The organism is Guyparkeria sp. (genome assembly GCF_041687595.1).
In the GTDB taxonomy this organism is placed as follows: Bacteria; Pseudomonadota; Gammaproteobacteria; order Halothiobacillales; family Halothiobacillaceae; genus Guyparkeria.
Genome location: NZ_JAWLBP010000026.1, coordinates 8,250 through 27,214 on the forward strand (window position 1 = coordinate 8,250; position 18,965 = coordinate 27,214).

Sequence of the window (18,965 nt, forward strand, 5' to 3'; positions counted from 1 at the left end):
TGGTGAAGCGGCGTCAGGGTGTAGGCCCCCAGCGCCATCGACAGGGTGGGTTTCCAGTCCTCGGTCGGCAAGCCGAAGCGTCCGGCGTACTCGAGGACATCCGCCGGACCGACGGCCTGAGCGAGCCGCACGGAGACCAGGTTCACCGACTGGGTCAGGGCATCACGCATCCGACGCATTCCGCCGAAATTGCGCCCGTAGTTGCTCGGACGCCAGTCGATTCCCTCGCGCACGCCATCCTGGATCACCACCGGCGAGTCGTTGATCATGCTCGCCCAGGTGAAACCACGGTCCAGCGCAGCCGAGTACAGGTAGGGCTTGAACCCGGAGCCCGGCTGTCGTTCCGCCCGGACGACGTTGTTGAACTGGCTGTCATGGAAGAAGTCGAAACCGCCCGACATGGCCCGGATCGCCCCGGTATCCGGGTCCAGCGCGACGAAGGCACCGGTGACGTCGGGAATCTGAGCCAGTCGATAGTCGGAGCCTTCTTCGTCCGTCCGGGGCTCCAACCGAACCAGATCCCCGACCGAAAGCACGTCGGTCACGGCCTTCGGTTTCGGCCCGCAGCTATCGGCAGAGCGGTAGGGGCAGGCCCAGTCCATGGCGGACAGCCCGAGACGGAGCTCCTCCTCTTCTCCCTTCGCCAGCAAGGTGGCCTCATCGGTCTCAACGGCGAGAACGACGGCCGGCACCAGCCCACCGACCCGGTCGGTATCGTCCAGCCGTTCGCGCAGCTCATCGGGTCGATCGAGCCATTCACTCCAGTCAGCCTCCGCCCCGCGGTAGCCGTGACGACGATCGTAGTCGATCAGCGCCTGGCGCAGACCCTTGTCAGCCGATCGCTGGGCCGCCGGGTCGATGGTCGTGTAGACCGAAAGCCCCATGCGATAGGCCTCCTCGCCGTACTCCTCGACCAGGTCCCGCCGCGCCATCTCGGCGGCGTAGGGGGCGCGGGTCGCCACGGTGCCCGAGGTGTAGAGTTCGCCGGGAAGCTCCTCGGCCATGGCCCGCTCGAAGGTGGCCTGATCGATCTTGCCGAGCTTGAGCATGCGACCCAGGACGTAAGCTCTCCGCGCCAGGGCCCGCTCGGGGTTGCTCACCGGGTTGGTGGTCGAGGGGGCCTTGGGCAGGGCCGCCAGCATCGCCGCCTCGGAGACGGTGAGCTCCGGGAGGTCCTTGTCGAAGTACACCTTCGCGGCCGCCTTGACCCCGTAGGCCCGGTTGCCCATGAAGATCTTGTTGAGATACAGGGCGAGAATCTCCTCCTTGCTGAAAGTACGATCGATCTTGATCGCCAGCAGGATCTCGTAGAGCTTGCGGGTGTAGGTCTTCTCGCGCCCGAGATAGAAATTCCGCGCCACCTGCATGGTGATCGTTGAGCCGCCCTGGCTCTTGTGACCGGTGCGGATCAGCTCCACCGCGGCTCGGGCGAGCCCGAAGAAGTCGACCCCCACGTGCTCGAAAAACCGGTCATCCTCCGCGGAAATGAAGGCATCGACGACCACCGCGGGAATCTCGTCGTAGTCGACCGGCAGGCGACGCTGGTTGCCGAACTCCGCGATCAGGCCGCCCTCACGGTCATGAATGCGCATCGGCATCTGGTAACGCACTTCGCCCAGCTCGTCGATGCTGGGCAACTGTGTGTTGTAAACATGATACAGGACACCAGTGCCCGCAAGGCACAGAATCAGCCCTAAACCAAGAAGATATGACAATGTCTTGATAAGGTTCATTCGAAATCGCGAAAGAAGGTCTGCGACCGTTATGTTGCGTATGCGCCTTGGCTATCGTTGTCGACAAGCGCGGCAGTTATGCCATAGGATGCGTATTCGGGAGCCAAGGTGCGTGTGTGCGAAACCTTAACGCACGCTCAAAAGGAAGGGAATAACCGTGCCATTATTCAGCGCAAAGCCAACACGACTCGGGGTCGACATCAGCTCGACCGCCGTGAAGATCATCCAACTGGAAAAACGCCGCGGCGGCTACAGGACGGCCGCCTTTTCCATCGAACCACTTCCCCAGGGGGCCGTGCAGGGCAAGTCGATAACCGACACCGATGCCGTGGCCGCAGCCCTCACCCGCGCGACCCAGCGCGCGCGGTTGAAGGGAAAGCACCTCTGCATGGCGGTCCCGACATCCTCCGCGGTCAGCCGCGTGTTGCATGTCGACAACCCCGGCAACGAATTCGAACTCGAGGAACAGGTGCGGGCCGAGGCCTCACAGTACATCCCGTTCCCGATCGACGAGGTGAACTTCGACTTCGAGAGGGTCGATTCGGACATACTCGGCAAACAGAAGAAACGCCGGGCCGGCCAGCAGGCCGGGGTCGACGTCCTCATGGCCGCGACGCGCACGGATAACGTCGACAGCCGTGTCGCTGTCGCAGAGGCGGCGGGAATGGCAGTGGACGTGATCGACATCGAATCGTTCGCTTTGCAGAATGCCTATACCGAGATACTTGCTCCGACACTCACCCCGGAAGAACGTTCCCAGCCGGTGGCCGTTTTCGATCTCGGTGACACCACCACGACGCTCAACATCTTCGTGGGCGACGACATCGTCTACACCCGGGAGCACGAAGGCGGCGGCCAGCAGCTCACCGCCGACATTGCCGCCCAGTACGGACTGAGCCTCGAGGAGGCGGACCAGCGCAAGCGGGACGACAGCCTGCCCGAAGACTACGAGCGCAAGGTGCTCCAGCCCTACCTGGATGCACTGGCGATGAACGTCGAACGCTTCATCCAGTACTACTACTCCGAATCAAGTGGCAACACCGTCAACCTCATCCTGCTGGGTGGCGGGGCGGCCAACACTCCCGGCGCCACCGAGCGCATCAACAACGAGACCGGGGTCACGACCCGGCTGGCGAATCCGTTCGCCTCACTCGCCAAGGGATCTGGCGTGTCTACCGAGCAGGTCGCTCGGCATGGCACCGCAATGTTGATTGCCTGCGGGCTTGCGTTAAGGAGCTTCGACTGATGAGACGGATCAACCTTCTCCCCTGGCGCGAGGAACGGCGCCAGAAGCGGCAACGCGACTTCGTCATCCACCTGCTGCTGGCAGCCGCAGTCGCGGTGGCCGTCTCGTTCGGCATCCACAGTTACATGCAGGCGCAGATCGAGCACCAGAACCAGCGAAACGCCTACCTCGAAGGCGTCATCAAGGATCTGGATCGCAAGATCGAATCGATCAACGAGCTCAAGAAACGCAAGGCCGAACTGACCGCACGCATGGAAGTGATCGAGAGGCTGCAGTCCAGCCGACCCACCATCGTCCACCTGATGGAAAACCTGGTCACCACCCTGCCCGACGGCATTCAGCTGTCCGACGTGAGCGTGAAGAACGACCAGTCGATCAATATTCAGGGCATGGCCGACGCCCAGGCGAGGGTCGCGAGCTATCTGCGCCGTCTCAACGACGCCGACTACATCGGTGACGCCAACCTGGTGGGTTCGGGGATCCTGGCACAGTCATCCAAGGACGAAGCCGGTTTCGATGCAGGCAGGTATGTCTTCTCCATCGAGGCCAAGATCACGCCGCCCAAGGAAGACGAAGCGGACAAGGAGAACTAAGCCATGGATCTGAACGAACTGAGAAACCTCGATTTCCAGACCGTCGGGCTGACCTCCCTCGGGACAAGGCTGGTGATCTTCGCCTTCGTCTTCGTCCTGATTGTCGGCGCGGTGATCTACTTCGACACCATGCCGCAGAAGGAGGTGCTGGAACGGGCGGAGAACGAGGAGCAGACGCTGCTGCAGACCGTTGACCGAAAGCAGCGCCTGGCGGCCAACCTCGAAGCCTATCAAGCCCAGATCGAGGAGATGGAAATCCGCTTCGGCGAGCTGCTGCGCCAGCTCCCCAACAAGCGTGAGGCGGAAAACCTGATCGACAATGTCGCCGAGACCTCGCTTTCCAACGGCCTGACGAACGAGCAGATCCGTCCCGGCGAGGAGACATTGCACGACTTCTATGCCGAGATGACGTACTACCTCACGCTCCGGGGCAACTACGAGGAAGTCACCGACTTCGTCAGTGACGCCGCCAACCTTCCGCGGATCGTCACGCTGCACAACCCGGCAATCAAGCCGAACGACAAGGTCACGGAAGACGGCCCGCGTACGCTCTCAGTGAACATTGAGGCCAAGACCTACCGTTACCTCGAACGCGACGAGCAAGGAGGCGGTCAATGAGCTCACGGAAAACCAGGATTCGGCCTTTTCGCCTGAGCCTGATCGGTAGCGGCCTGCTGGCGGCCGGCCTGATCAGCGGATGCGCCCAGGACATGAGTGACCTCAAACAGGAGGTCGCCAAGCTGGAAGCGCGTCCGGGCGGCAAGATCGAACCCATCCCCGAGATGAAGCCCACGCCGAAGTACGCCTACAGCGTGCCGGAGGGTGAGCGCACGCCGTTCATGCCCCCGCAGGACGATGCCGACGACCGAGATGACGGCCTCAAGCCGGATCTCGATCGCCCCAGGGAGCCCCTGGAGCAGTTCCCGCTGGATGCGCTGGCGATGCGCGGCATCATCAACAGGCAGGAGACCACCTTCGCCCTCGTGCGTGACGGCAACGGCGTCATCCACGAGGTGTCGCTGGGCGATCACATGGGTCGCAACTACGGCGAGGTGATGGAGATCAGCGAGAGCAGCATCACGCTTGAGGAAATCGTGCCCGACGGACAGGGTGGCTGGAAGAAACAGACAACGGTCGTCAAGTCGAAGAGCGGCCGGAGCTAAATGATGGGAAGCAGCGATATGGACAACTTCAAGAAACCTTCACGCCTGAGCACAGGAATGCGTCGAGGGCTCGGCCTCCTTGCCATCACCATGGCACCTAGTCTGGCCTTTGCCGGCGACCTCAACGAGATCAGCTACGATCGCACCGCCGATGGTGAAGTTCGGGTCCACTTCACGCTCTCGGAGCCCCTCGACACCGATCCGGGCAGCTTCAAGATCGACAACCCGGCACGGGTAGCGGTCGACCTGCCGGACGTCGAGAACAAGACCGGCAGCCGGAGCGAAAAGATCGGCCTGGGCGCGGTCAACTCAGTCATGCTCGCCGAATCCGGCGGCAAGACCCGCGCCGTGTTCAACCTGGACGGTTCCGTGCCCTACGCGATCAGCCAGGACGGTGCACGCGTAACGGTCACCTTCGACGAACCGCGTCAGGCGACCAAGACCGACAGCGGCCTGACGGTGACGGACAAGGGCGACTCGGATGCCACTAGCATGGATGCGGGCACCGAGATCGACTTCCGCCGGGCTTCCACTGGGGCCGGCCGTCTGCTGCTCGACGTGGGCGGCACCGATGCCGCGATGGACATCCGTCGCCAGGGCAGCCAGATCGTGCTTCACCTGCCGGACACCCGCCTCGAGCAGGGCCGCTACAACGTCAACGATTTCGCCACCCCGGTGGAAACCATCGACGTGCGGCCGGCGGGCAGCGGCAGCCGCGTGACCGTGACGACCAACAACGCCGGCGAGCATCTGGCCTACCAGACCGGCAACCGCCTGGTGCTCGAAGTCCAGCCTATCCCCGAGTCGAAGGACGAGCGCTCGCTGGGCAAGAAGGAGTACGAGGGCGAACGCCTGTCGCTGAAGTTCCAGGACATCGAGGTCCGGCCGCTTCTGCAACTGATCGCGGACTTCACCGGCAACAACATCGTGGTGAGCGACTCGGTCCAGGGTTCGATCAGCCTGCGGCTGGAGAACGTCCCGTGGGACCAGGCGCTGGACCTGATCATGACCACCAAGGGCCTCTCCTCGCGCAAGAACGGCAACGTCATCTATGTGGCGCCCACCGACGAGATCGCCGCCAGTGACAAGGCCGAACTGGCCGCCCGCGAGCAGGCTCAGCAACTGGCCCCGCTCATCACGGACATCGTCCAGGTCAACTACGCCAAGGCGGAAGATATCGCCAACCTGGTACGTCAGAGCTCCGGCCTGAGCAAGGATGCCGGCGACAAGAAGAGCGACGGCAACTTCCTCAGCCGCCGCGGCTCCATCACGATCGATTCGCGGACGAACAACCTGATCGTGACCGACACCGCCGAGGCGCTGGACCGGGTGCGTGGCCTGATCCACGAGATCGACAAGCCGGTCAAGCAGGTACTGATCGAGACCCGCATCGTCATCGCCACGGACAACTTCTCCCGTGAACTGGGCGTACGCTGGGGCTTGCAAGGCGGCTTCGATCGTGGCGGCCAACGCGTCGGCTTCGGCGGGAACGCCAAGGACATGGGCGATGCGCCGGCTTACCCGATTGACCAGAATAATCCGGGGTCGCTCAATGGCACGTACTTCTCGTCGGAAACCAATGACTTCATGGTCAACACGCCGATCAGCGGCGATCCGACCGGTTCGTTGGGCCTGGCCATCCTCGGCTCGAACGTGCTGCTCAACCTCGAGTTGCAGGCGATGCAGAGCGAGGGCACCGGCAAGATCGTCTCCAACCCGAAGGTGATCACCACCAACGGGCACAAGGCCACCATCTCGCAGGGTGTCGAGATTCCCTACCAGTCGGTCAGCTCCACCGGCGGTGCGGCGATCGCCAACACCGAGTTCAAGGAAGCCCTGCTCAAGACCGAAGTCACTCCGCAGATCACGCCGAACGACAACGTGATCATGGACATCCTCGTGATGAAGGAAGAGCCGGACTACACCCGCGCGGTCAACGGCGAGCCGCCGATCAACACCCGCGAGGTGCAGACCAAGGTCCAGGTGCAGAACGGCCAGACCGTCGTCCTCGGGGGCATCTACGAGTTCGAGAACGTCAGCCAGATCGAGAAGGTACCCTTCTTCGGCGACCTGCCGGGCATCGGCAACCTGTTCAAGAACCGGATGAGCGACGACTCGCGCTTCGAGCTCCTGATCTTCGTCACGCCGAAGATCGTCGACAAGGAAGACATGTCGAAGCACAACAAGGGCGTGCTGATCAACTAGCCCGGCCTCGAAGGCAAGCCACCACGACCCCGCCACTCCGGCGGGGTTTTTTCGTTGGCCGGGCCGGTATAATCCCTCACCATGCGCAACATCATCCTCATCGGCCCCATGGGGGCCGGCAAGACGACCATCGGCCGCCTGCTGGCCAACCGCCTCGGCTGGACGTTCGCCGACTCGGACCGCGAGATCGAGAAGCGCACCGGGGCATCGATCCCGCTCATCTTCGAGATCGAGGGGGAATCCGGCTTCCGCCAGCGCGAACACGACATGCTCGCCGAGCTCACCGCCGGGAAAGGCGTCGTCCTGGCCACGGGCGGCGGTGCCGTGCTGCGCCCCGAGAACCGCCAGTTGTTGCGGGACAACGGCTGGGTGGTCTATCTCTATACGCCCGTGGAGCGGCAGTTCGAACGCACGCAACACGACACGCAACGTCCGCTGCTGCAGAAAGGCGATCGACGAGCCACACTGGAACGACTGATGACCGAGCGCGATCCCCTCTACCGGGAGACCGCCCACCTGGTGATCGAGACCGGCGGCCAGGCGCCGCGCACGATGGCCGATCGGATACTGGCCGCCTGGCGCCAGCTCGATGGGAATGCCCCGGAGCGGCGTTGATGTACCATGTCGTCCATTCCCGCAACGGACCGCGGACGAGGATCGTTCCTTGAACGGACAGGCCCCTACCCAGCCCCAGCCAAGCAGGCATGCCGCCCATGAGTGAATCGCAGCCCACTTCCGCGCGCCAGCGACCCGTTACGCCCACCATGGTCAACGTGGACCTGGGGGAACGCAGCTATCCGATCTTCATCGATGCCGAACTGATCGACAGCGACACGCTGGCGCCGTTCATCCCTTCGGGCCGTGTGGTCATCATCAGCAACACCACGGTCGCGCCCCTGTACGCCGCGCGGCTCACCGCCGCACTCGAAGCGGCGGACAAGCAGGTCGATCTGCTCGCCCTGCCCGATGGGGAGCAATACAAGAACCTGGAGACCCTCGAGCGTATCTACGACTTCCTGATGGAAAAGCAGGTCGATCGCAAGACGACCCTGATCGCTCTGGGGGGCGGTGTCATCGGCGACATCACCGGCTTTGCGGCGGCAAGCTTCCAGCGGGGGGTGCCGTTCATCCAGGTGCCCACCACCCTGCTCGCCCAGGTCGACAGCTCGGTCGGCGGCAAGACGGGAATCAACCACCCCCGCGGCAAGAACATGATCGGGGCGTTCTACCAGCCTCGCTGCGTGCTCGCCGACACCGGCACCCTGAACACGCTCCCCGACCGAGAGCTGTCCGCCGGACTGGCCGAGGTGATCAAGTACGGCCTGCTCTGGGACGAGGACTTCCTAGACTGGATCGAGGCACACATCGATGCGCTGCGCGAACGTGACCCCGCGGCACTGACCGAGGCCATCCGACAGTCCTGCCTGATCAAGGCCGAAATTGTCCGACAGGACGAGCGGGAAGGCGGCATCCGTGCCCTGCTCAACCTGGGCCACACCTTCGGTCACGCCATCGAGGCGGGCATGGGGTACGGCCGCTGGCTGCACGGCGAGGCCATCGGTGCCGGCATGTGCACTGCGGCCGAACTCTCTCGCCGGCTGGGGCTCATCGACCAGTCCGCCTGCCGCCGCATCGAGCGGATCGTCAGCGCCGCCGGCCTGCCCACGCGCTCACCGGCCGAACTGTCTCCCGAGCGCCTGCGCGAACTGATGAGCAGCGACAAGAAGGTCGAGGATGGCCGGCTGCGCCTGGTCCTGCTCGGGCGCCTCGGCCAGGCTCGACTGATCGACAATACCTCCGAAGACGAGATCATGGCCGCCATCCGGGCCACCCATGCCGACAGCTGACCCGTCGGCGAGATCGCAAGGAAAAGGAATCTGACATGAGCAACGCGACGGAACACGCTCTCGAACAGGCCGAACGGATCGTCCAGTATTCGAAGTACTCCGACCGCTTCCTGGTCGTCGAGGGCGACAACCCGGCCGAACGCCGCGCCTTCGTCAAGCTGATCAGCCAGAAGCTGCCACCGCAGGTCCGGCCGGTCGTCGTGCGCGCCGATGGCAGCGACGACATCACCACGGTGATCGACCGCCTGAGCACGAACCTGCAGCTTTCCGCCGGCATCGAGACGCCCGAACAACTGGTCACGGCGACCACGGCGGCACTCGAGGATCAGGGTCGCCTGCTCCTCATCGTCGAGAATGCCGAGCAATGGCTCGATTCGGACGCCGCAAGCACGCTCTTCGAGCTGATCGACCAGGCGCATGAACTGGCCCGCGAACGCATGCTGTTCATGCTGGTCGGCGGCACTGACCTGTGCACCCGCATCGAGACGGCGCAACCGCTGGCCGCCATCCTTGCCGACCTTCACTGCGTACAGCTGCTGGGCACCGAGCCGGCCAGTGCAACCCCGGCAGCCGCGCCGGTCACGGATCCGCAGCCGGCCGAGACGGTCGCACCCCACCCTGCCGCATCGGTCGAAGCGACGGATCCCCGGACTGCCGGCTCTCCCGGTCCGAGACGGGCTCGGCGCAACGAGGCAATCTGGGCCCACCCGCCCTTCCTGATCGCCGCGGCGGTCAGTGTGGCCGTGATCACCATCGGCATCTTTGCCCTGATGAGCCGCTCCGAGCCCCCGGCTGCCCCCGACGAAGTGGAACTGGCGGTCGATCGGCCATCCGGCGGCGAGGAACGCGAAGGGAACGCGCCGGGCTCGACCGGCCCGGCCGCGGGCGACGAGGCCGAATCGCCCTCCGACACCTACGGTCAGCCGCTGCACGTGCCGTTCCCCGACGACCAAGACACTCCGTCCCGGTCGACAACCGACACGCCCGCGGTGGCCGAGGAGGCATCCGCGCCGGCAACCGCCGACGCCGACGACGCCCCCCCGACGGAAGAGGCGCAAACGTCTGCGACCGACGATGACAGCCGCCCAGGCGAGGAGCCGGAAACGGCCGCTGCCGACGATGACGCCGCGGAATCCGGGGCGAGCTCGGACACCGCCGTGAACAATGCCTGGTTCCGTGATCAGCCACGGGCCCGCGCGGCCATCCAGCTTGCCGCCTTCGGTTCGCTCGACGGGGCGCGCGGGATGATCCGGACCCGTTCGGACGAGGCGCTGCCCGCCGGCGAGTGGCGCATCTACACCCAGCGGGTCAGCGGCCAGACGCTCTACACCGTCACCTATGGCGACTTCGCCTCCGTCGAAAGGGCCCGCCATGCAATCGAGTCACTCCCGGAGGAGCTGAGGACCATCGCCCCCTACCCCCGCTCCGTCGGCGACATCCAGGATCGCCTCGTCGACTGAGGGAGTCGCCGCCCAGCGGGTGGTCCGATTTGCCTGATGCCCGCAGGGCCGGTAAAATTCCGGCCCATTTTGCCCAAATCCCGCCGACGCGGGCACACACGAAAACGGTCGGCCCCTGACAGACAGCTGGCAACCAGCACCCTGTCAGGCCGCCATGCCGGGCGCGGTCAAGCGCCGCTCGCCTGACAAGCCGGAAGAATCCACGAGGTTGCGAAAGTCATGAGCCAAGCCCCCACTGACGGTCTGTACCACCCGAGCTTCGAGAAAGAGAACTGCGGCTTCGGCCTGATCGCCCACATGGACGACCAGGCCAGCCACGGCCTGGTATCGACCGCGATCGGGGCGCTGGCCCGCATGACGCACCGCGGCGGCATTTCCGCCGACGGCAAGTCGGGTGATGGCTGCGGGCTGTTGCTGAAGAAGCCCGACGGCTTCTTTCGCCGGGCGGCGGCCGACCAGGGCATCGACCTGCCTTCGGTCTACGCCGTCGGCGTGGTCTTCTTCTCGCGCGACGACGCCAAGCGCGAGCGCTCTCGCGAAGCGCTGGTCGGTGCGATCGCCGAGCAGGGGCTGACGCTCGCCGGCTGGCGTACCGTGCCGGTCGATCCGTCGGTCCTCGGCCAGATGTCCGCCGAGAAGCGTCCGGAGATCGAGCACCTGTTCGTCACCCCGGCCGAGGGCATGGACGAGGATCAGTTCAATGCCGCCCTGTTCGTCGCCCGCCGCGATGCGGAAAACCTGATCCACGACGATCCGGACTTCTACATCTCCTCGCTGGCAAGCCAGGTCATCTCCTACAAGGGCCTGCTGATGCCGGAGGACCTGCCGCGCTTCTACAAGGACCTCAACGATCCCGCGCTCGAGTCCTCGCAGGCGGTCTTCCACCAGCGGTTCTCGACCAACACCTTCCCCGAGTGGAAGCTGGCCCAGCCGTTCCGCTATCTCGCGCACAACGGCGAGATCAACACCATCCGCGGCAACCGCAACTGGGCGCTGGCCCGCGCGGCCAAGTTCTCCTCGCCGCTGATCCCGGACATGAACCGCATCCAGCCGCTGGTCAATACCACCGGCTCGGACTCCTCGTCCATGGACAACATGCTCGAGGTGCTGATCACTGGCGGACTGGACATGATCCACGCCATGCGCCTGATCGTGCCGCCGGCGTGGCAGAACGTCGAGCACATGGACCCGGACCTGCGGGCCTTCTACGAATTCAACTCGCTGCACATGGAGCCCTGGGACGGCCCGGCCGGCATCGTCATGACCGACGGCCGCTTCGTCGCCTGTGCCATGGACCGTAACGGCCTGCGCCCGGCCCGCTGGGTGATCACCAAGGACCGCCACATCACGCTGGCCTCCGAGATCGGTGTCTGGGATTACGATCCGGCTGACGTCGTGCAGAAGGGCCGCGTGCGGCCGGGCCAGATGGTGGCGGTCGACACCGCCGAAGGCAAACTGATGCTGCCGCCGGACATCGACGACCAGCTCAAGACCCGCAAGCCCTATCGCCAGTGGCTGCGCGAGCAGTCGGTGCGCCTGAAGCACTCGGTGGCCGACGAGGAAGTCCTGTCGCTCGCTCCGATGGACGACGACGCCGTCCGCGCCTACGAGAAGGCGTTCCTGCTCTCCTTCGAGGAGCGTGACCAGATCATCCGCGTACTGGCGGAAAACGGCCAGGAAGCCATCGGCTCGATGGGCGACGACACCCCCATGGCCGTGCTGTCGCAGACCCAGCGCTCGCTGTTCGACTACTTCCGCCAGCAGTTCGCCCAGGTCACGAACCCGCCGATCGACCCGCTGCGCGAGGCGGTGGTCATGTCGCTGGAGACCCTGATCGGCCGCGAGCGCAACGTCTTCGAGGAGACCCCGGAGCACGCCCACCGCGTGCAGCTGGAAAGCCCGATCCTCACGCCGGCCCGCTTCGAGGCCCTGACGAAACTGGCCGACAAGGAGTTCTCCTCGCAGCGCATCGAGCTCAACTACGAACCGAGTGAAGGCCTGGAGGCGGCCATCCGTCGCATCACCGACGAGGCCGTCGCGGCCATCGAGGGCGAGCACACCGTACTGGTGCTTTCCGATCGCAACATCGCGGCCGACCGCCTGCCGGTCCACGCCCTGCTGGCCACGGGTGCCGTCCACCATCGCCTGATTCGCGAGGGCCTGCGCACCGACGCGAACATCGTCGTCGAGACCGCCACCGCGCGTGACTCGCATCAGAACGCCGTGCTGATCGGCTACGGTGCAACCGCCGTGTTCCCGTACCTGGCCTTCGAGACCATCAACGACATGCGTCGCCGGAAGCAGGTCGACGTCAAGCAGGCCGACCGGCTTGCCACCAACTACGTCAAGGGCATCAACAAGGGCCTGAAGAAGATCCTGTCGAAGATGGGCATCTCCTCGATCGCAAGCTACCGCGGCGCGCAGTTGTTCGAGATCATCGGACTGGCCGACGAGGTGGTCGACCTGTGCTTCAAGGACACCACCAGTCGCGTGGCCGGCGCCCGCTTCGTCGACCTCGAGGCCGACCAGAAGATCCTGATCAAGGAAGCCTTCACCAAGCACAAGCTGCCGCGCCAGGGTGGCCTGCTCAAGTACATCGACGGCGGCGAGTACCACGCCTACAACCCGGACGTGGTGCAGACCCTGCAACGGGCCGTCAACGAGGACGATTACCAGGCCTGGGAAGAATACGCCGCCTACGTCAACGAGCGCCCGGTGGCCACCTTCCGCGACATGTTCCACCTCAAGGAAAACGTCAAGCCCATCCCGCTGGACGAGGTCGAGTCGATCGAGTCGATCACCTCGCGCTTCGACTCGGCCGGCATGAGCCTCGGCGCGCTCTCCCCGGAGGCGCACGAGACCATCGCCGAGGCGATGAACCGCCTGGGTGCGCGCTCGAACTCCGGCGAGGGGGGCGAGGACCCGGCGCGCTACGGCACGGCGAAGATGAGCAAGATCAAGCAGATCGCCTCCGGCCGTTTCGGCGTCACGCCGCACTACCTGGTCAACGCCGAGGTGCTGCAGATCAAGGTCGCCCAGGGCGCCAAGCCGGGTGAAGGCGGTCAGCTGCCGGGCCACAAGGTCGACGAGACCATCGGCAAGCTGCGCTTCGCGCGACCGGGCGTGGCGCTGATCTCGCCCCCGCCCCACCACGACATCTACTCCATCGAGGATCTCGCCCAGCTGATCTTCGACCTGAAGCAGACCAACCCCGAGGCGCTGGTGTCGGTCAAGCTGGTCTCGGAGCCGGGCGTGGGCACCGTCGCCGCGGGCGTGGCCAAGGCCTACGCGGACCTGATCACCATTTCCGGCTACGACGGCGGCACCGGGGCGAGCCCGCTGACGTCGGTCAAGTACGCCGGCAGCCCCTGGGAGCTGGGCCTGACCGAGGCACACCAGACGCTGCGCGCCAACGACCTGCGCGACAAGGTCCGCCTGCAGACCGACGGCGGCCTCAAGACCGGTCTCGACGTGGTCAAGGCGGCCATCCTGGGCGCGGAGAGCTTCGGCTTCGGCACCGGCCCGATGATCGCCATCGGCTGCAAGTACCTGCGCATCTGCCACCTGAACAACTGCGCCACCGGCGTGGCCACGCAGAACAAGGTGCTGCGCCTGGAGCACTTCAAGGGCAACGTCGACAAGCTGGTCAACTACTTCCGCTTCATCGCCGAGGAGACCCGCCGCCTGATGGCAAGCGTGGGCGTGCGTTCCATCGAGGAACTGATCGGCCGGACCGACCTGTTCGAGATGCGTGAGCCTGCGACCGACAAGCAGCGTCACCTCGACCTGTCCAAGATCCTCTCGGACGCCGGCATGGTCTCGGATGCGCCCACCTGCTGCGTCTCGCCGCACAACGACCCGCACGACAAGGGCCTGCTGGCCGAGAAGATCGTCAAGGAAGTCATGCCCGCGATCGAGGGCAAGACCGGTGGCGAGTACGACTTCACCATCCGCAACACCGACCGCTCCATCGGCGCGCGTGTCTCGGGCGAGATCGCTCGCCGGCACGGCAACCAGGGCATGGCCGATCACCCGATCAAGCTCCGGTTCACCGGCATCGCCGGCCAGAGCTTTGGCGTGTTCAACGCCGGTGGCCTGCAGCTGGAACTCGAGGGCGACGCCAACGACTACGTCGGCAAGGGCATGGCCGGAGGCGAGATAACGATCTACCCGCCCAAGGGCAGCACGTTCGACTCGCACGACACGCCGATCATCGGCAACACCTGCCTCTACGGCGCGACCGGCGGCAAGCTGTACGCCGCGGGCCAGGCGGGCGAGCGGTTCGGCGTGCGCAACTCCGGTGCCCAGGCGGTGGTCGAGGGCTGTGGTGATCACGGCTGCGAGTACATGACAGGCGGCGTCATGACCATCCTCGGCTCCACCGGCATCAACTTCGGTGCCGGCATGACCGGCGGGTTCGCCTACGTCCTCGACGAGGCGAAGGACTTCGTCGACCGCTACAACCACGAGCTGGTCGACATCCACCGCCTGCAGGCCGCCGAGCTCGAACCGCACCGCCAGCACCTGCGCTCGATCCTCGAGGAACATGCCCGTCGCACAGGCAGCGCCCGGGCGAAGGCCATCCTCGCGGACTTCGACGCCTACCTCTCGAAGTTCTGGCTGGTCAAGCCGAAGGCGATGGAGATCAGCGATCTGCTCGACCTTCTGGACAACGCGGCGTAAGGCGATGCACGGGTCGGGCATGGCTCGAGCCGTCATGAAACCGGGACCGGCCACCCTTCCCGGGGTGGCCGGTCCTGTCGTTTCCGGTGGGCGGGCCGAGCGGATTACCGACGAGAGCATCCTGTCGTCATGAGTCGCATTCCCGAGGCCTTCGTCGAGGAAGTCGTCTCGCGCTCCGACATCGTCGAGGTGATCGGCGAGCGCGTGCCGCTGAAGAAGAAGGGCAAGGAGTTCGCCGCCTGCTGCCCGTTCCACCAGGAAAAGACCCCGTCGTTCTACGTCACCCCGGACAAGCAGTTCTATCACTGCTTCGGCTGCGGGGCACACGGCAACGTGGTGGGCTTCCTGATGGAATACGACCATCTCGACTTCCCCACCGCGATCGAACAGCTCGCCGGCCGGCTGGGCCTGGAAATCCCGCGCGAGAAGGGCGACCAGGAAAAGCTGGACCGTGTCACTCGCCTGCGCCAGGTCACCGCGCTGGCGACCGACTGGTTCCGCGCCAACCTGCGGCGGCACCCGGAGGCCATCGACTTTCTCAAGCACCGGGGCCTGACCGGCGAGACGGCCGCCCGTTTCGCACTCGGCTTCGCCCCGACCGGCAATCACCTTGAAACCGCCCTGGCCGGCAAGGCCCGACCGGACGAGCTGGTGGCCACCGGGTTGCTGATCGAGCGCGACGACGGGCAGCGCTACGACCGCTTCCGCAACCGGGTCATCTTCCCCATCCGCGATCCTCGCGGTCACGTGATCGGCTTCGGCGGCCGGGTGATCGGCCCCGGCGAACCCAAGTACCTCAACTCCCCGGAAACCGAGCTGTTTCACAAGGGCTACGGGGTCTACGGGCTGTTCGAGTCGCGCCAGGTAAACCAGCGGCCCGATTCGCTGATCGTGGTCGAGGGCTACATGGACGTGATCCTGCTGGCCCAGAATGACGTGCATCACGCGGTGGCAACCCTGGGCACCGCCACCACGGCCGAACAGCTCGGGCTGCTCTATCGGCAGACCGACCGGCTGGTGTTCTGCTTCGACGGGGATGCCGCCGGCCGCCGGGCCGCCGTCAAGGCCCTGGAGGTCGCCCTGCCCCTGATGCACGACGGCCGCGACCTGCGATTTGCCTTCCTGCCGGAAGGGGAGGATCCCGACAGTTTCGTGCGAGCGCAGGGCAAGGCGGGCTTCAACCGGTTCCTGGAACACGGCGCCCTGGGCTTCGACCGCTTCCTCACCCAGCACCTGGACGAGGCCATTCCCGGGGACGACACTGCGGCCCGGGCACGCAAGAACAAGGAAGCCCACCGGCTGATCAACACCATGCCGCAGGGCACGCTCAGGCGGCTCACGGCCCGCCAGGTCGACCGTCACCACGGGCTGTTCGGCCGGCCATTCCGCGAGGAGAAATCCCGCGCCGCGCCCATCGCCGCGCGTCGTCCACCTCCGTCCCGCTCCGAGGATCACATCCTGTTGCGGCTGCTCATCGAGCATCCCGTGCTGGTCGACCGGGTTCGACCGGCCGACGTCTGGCACGGCGGACGCCCCCCGGCGGCGATCGAACGGCTGCTTGCCGACGCGCTCGACGACCGTGATCGGCAAATCGCGGCGGAGCAGCACATCGTCGGCATTGAAAACCTCGAAATCGCCACCACCATGCTCGAGGACATCCTGGAAAAGCGCCGCCAGCGCGAGGCCCTGGCGGAGCGGAAACGCCGCCAGCGCTCCGGCCTGGCCGGCAACGACCGGGACAACCGATCGGGTTAGAACCGATCGACTAACCCCCTGCGGGCCATTCCGTCGCCACCTTGCCAACCTACCGGCAAGGCCGGGCAAGCGGCCGCGGAGGGAGAGCCGGAGGCGCTTTGCGGGCTCTGTCCAGATGGACGAATCGCCCTCCAGACGTTATAATTTCGTGTTCCCCAAAGGGAAAGCCCGGGCAGGCGACCTGTCCCCCGGACCTTCCCGCGCGAGGCCCAGACGTCTCCTCGCGCCGCCTGGACAAGAGACGCCGCCCCAACCGGCCGCGTCCTCGACCCGCACATCCGCGGCACGACTTCCAGGCGTTTTCACCGAATTGCCGGAGCAGGTTTCACGCCGATGCAGCAAGACCAACAAACCAGCATCAAGCAGTTGATTGCCCTGGGCAACGATCAGGGTTACCTGACGTATGCCGAGATCAACGACCATCTGCCCGAGTCACTGGTCGATGCCGAACAGATCGAAGTGATCATCAGCATGATCCAGGACATGGGCATCCAGGTATCCGAGGCCCCGCCGGACAAGGACGACCTGGGCCTGTCGGACGAGTCGCGCGTGTCGACCGACGACGACGCCACCGAGGAGGCCGTCGCCGTGCTCGCCTCCCAGGTGGACGCCGAGTTCGGCCGCACCACCGACCCGGTGCGCATGTACATGCGCGAGATGGGCACCGTCGACCTGCTCAACCGCGAGGGCGAGATCGAGATCGCCAAGCGCATCGAGGAAGGCCTGCGCGAGGTCACCATCGCGATGGCGGCCTTCCCGCCGACCCTCGACACCCTGCTCGCCCAGTACAAGCGGGTGGAAAACGAGGAGGTCAAGCTGGCCGACGTCGTGGTCGGTTTCCACGTGCTCGATGACGAGGAAGAAGCCGCCAGCTCCGCCAGCACGGAAGCGAACAAGGACGACGACGAGGAAGAAGCCGCCGACACCGGCATCGACCAGGAAGCCGTCCGCGCCATCATCATGGAGCTCAAGGAGCTCCACGAGCAACGGCACGCCCTGATCACCAAGACACGCAAGGCGAAGACCGACGGCCAGAAGATCGCGGCGCTCAACGAGCGCATCGCCGGCGAGCTGATCAAGCTCAAGCTCAACCCCAACTTCAACGAGAAGCTGGTGGCGCAGGTGCGCGAGGCCATCAAGCGCGTGCGCCTGCTGGAAAAGCAGATCCTGCAGCAGGCCGTCGACAAGGGCGGCATCAAGCGCGAGGACTTCATCCACGCCTTCCGCGGTCACGAGACCAGCAACGAGTGGATCAAGGAAGTCACCAAGGGCAAGCCGAGCGCGAAGTTCGCCGCGGTGCAACCGGAGATCGAGCGGCTGGCCAAGCGCCTGGCGACCGTCGAGCGCGACAGCCTGCGGTCCGTGACCGAGATCCGCGACGTCCACCGCAAGGTGACGCTGGGCGAAGGCAAGGCTCGCCGGGCGAAGAAGGAGATGATCGAGGCCAACCTGCGTCTCGTCATCTCGATCGCGAAGAAGTACACCAACCGCGGCCTGCAGTTCCTCGACCTGATCCAGGAAGGCAACATCGGCCTGATGAAGGCGGTCGACAAGTTCGAATACCGCCGCGGCTACAAGTTCTCGACCTACGCCACCTGGTGGATCCGCCAGGCGATCACCCGCTCGATCGCCGACCAGGCACGCACGATCCGCATCCCGGTGCACATGATCGAGACGATCAACAAGCTCAACCGCATCAGCCGCCAGATGCTCCAGGAGATGGGCCGCGAGGCGACTCCCGAGGAGCTGGCCGAGCGCATGGACCTGCCCGAGGACAAGGTCCGCCGCGTGATGAAGATCTCCAAGGAACCGATCTCCATGGAGACGCCCATCGGCGAGGACGACGATTCGAGCCTGGGCGATTTCATCGAGGACCAGGGCGCGGTCTCTCCGCTGGACTCGGCGACCAACGCCTCGCTCTCCGAGATCGTCCGCGAGATCCTCTCGACGCTGACCCCGCGCGAGGCCAAGGTGCTGATGATGCGCTTCGGCATCGGCATGAACACCGACCACACCCTCGAGGAAGTCGGCAAGCAGTTCGACGTCACCCGCGAGCGCATCCGCCAGATCGAGGCCAAGGCCCTGCGCAAGCTGCGTCACCCGTCCCGCTCGGAAAAGCTGCGCAGCTTCATCGACGCCAAGATGGAATGACCCTCCCCGGCCGGCTCCCCGCCGGCCTCGGTGGCCCTCGCCACCGCCGTCCGGGCCCTTAGCTCAGTTGGTTAGAGCAGGCGACTCATAATCGCTTGGTCGCAGGTTCAAGTCCTGCAGGGCCCACCA

General features: G+C 65.4%; 12 protein-coding genes and 1 tRNA gene. 12 read left to right on the forward strand and 1 reads right to left on the reverse strand.

The window, feature by feature from the left end; genetic code table 11:
- A partial coding sequence (locus ACESL5_RS05685) for a penicillin-binding protein 1A (RefSeq protein ID WP_372591818.1) occupies positions 1-1,637 on the reverse strand: 1,637 nt, incomplete at its 3' end.
- Between the two features lie 253 nt (positions 1,638-1,890).
- Between ACESL5_RS05685 and pilM the strand changes: the two genes are divergently transcribed.
- From pilM to ACESL5_RS05745, 12 genes are all read left to right on the forward strand, one after another.
- Positions 1,891-2,979, forward strand: a complete 1,089-nt coding sequence (pilM, locus tag ACESL5_RS05690) for a type IV pilus assembly protein PilM (RefSeq protein ID WP_372591819.1) — start codon at positions 1,891-1,893, stop codon at positions 2,977-2,979.
- Positions 2,979-3,572: a PilN domain-containing protein gene (locus tag ACESL5_RS05695; protein ID WP_372591820.1), complete on the forward strand. Its 594-nt coding sequence runs from the start codon at positions 2,979-2,981 to the stop codon at positions 3,570-3,572. Before pilM ends, ACESL5_RS05695 begins: the two co-directional genes overlap by 1 nt.
- Positions 3,573-3,575: 3 nt before the next feature.
- Positions 3,576-4,190, forward strand: a complete 615-nt coding sequence (locus ACESL5_RS05700; protein WP_372591821.1) for a type 4a pilus biogenesis protein PilO — start codon at positions 3,576-3,578, stop codon at positions 4,188-4,190.
- The gene (locus ACESL5_RS05705; RefSeq protein ID WP_372591822.1) at positions 4,187-4,735 is read left to right on the forward strand and encodes a pilus assembly protein PilP; all 549 of its coding nucleotides are present in this window, start codon (positions 4,187-4,189) and stop codon (positions 4,733-4,735) included. Before ACESL5_RS05700 ends, ACESL5_RS05705 begins: the two co-directional genes overlap by 4 nt.
- 90 nt (positions 4,736-4,825) lie before the next feature.
- Complete coding sequence (gene pilQ / locus ACESL5_RS05710; protein ID WP_372591823.1) at positions 4,826-6,940, forward strand: type IV pilus secretin PilQ; 2,115 nt, start codon at positions 4,826-4,828, stop codon at positions 6,938-6,940.
- 81 nt (positions 6,941-7,021) lie between these two features.
- Complete coding sequence (gene aroK, locus ACESL5_RS05715) at positions 7,022-7,555, forward strand: shikimate kinase AroK (RefSeq protein ID WP_372591824.1); 534 nt, start codon at positions 7,022-7,024, stop codon at positions 7,553-7,555.
- Positions 7,556-7,653: 98 nt separating this feature from the next.
- Positions 7,654-8,787 (forward strand): 3-dehydroquinate synthase, encoded by a 1,134-nt coding sequence (gene aroB / locus ACESL5_RS05720; RefSeq protein ID WP_372591825.1) that lies wholly within the window; start codon positions 7,654-7,656, stop codon positions 8,785-8,787.
- Positions 8,788-8,822: 35 nt separating this feature from the next.
- Positions 8,823-10,247, forward strand: coding sequence for an SPOR domain-containing protein (locus ACESL5_RS05725; RefSeq protein ID WP_372591826.1), 1,425 nt, complete (start codon positions 8,823-8,825; stop codon positions 10,245-10,247).
- 219 nt (positions 10,248-10,466) lie between these two features.
- Positions 10,467-14,930 carry a glutamate synthase large subunit gene (gene gltB, locus ACESL5_RS05730; protein ID WP_372591827.1) on the forward strand — a complete coding sequence of 1,488 codons (4,464 nt, stop codon included), beginning with the start codon at positions 10,467-10,469 and terminating at the stop codon, positions 14,928-14,930.
- Between the two features lie 129 nt (positions 14,931-15,059).
- Positions 15,060-16,685, forward strand: a complete 1,626-nt coding sequence (gene dnaG, locus ACESL5_RS05735; protein WP_372591828.1) for a DNA primase — start codon at positions 15,060-15,062, stop codon at positions 16,683-16,685.
- Between the two features lie 333 nt (positions 16,686-17,018).
- Positions 17,019-18,836 (forward strand): RNA polymerase sigma factor RpoD, encoded by a 1,818-nt coding sequence (gene rpoD, locus ACESL5_RS05740; protein ID WP_372591829.1) that lies wholly within the window; start codon positions 17,019-17,021, stop codon positions 18,834-18,836.
- A gap of 52 nt (positions 18,837-18,888) precedes the next feature.
- Positions 18,889-18,965: transfer RNA gene (locus tag ACESL5_RS05745), tRNA-Ile, on the forward strand.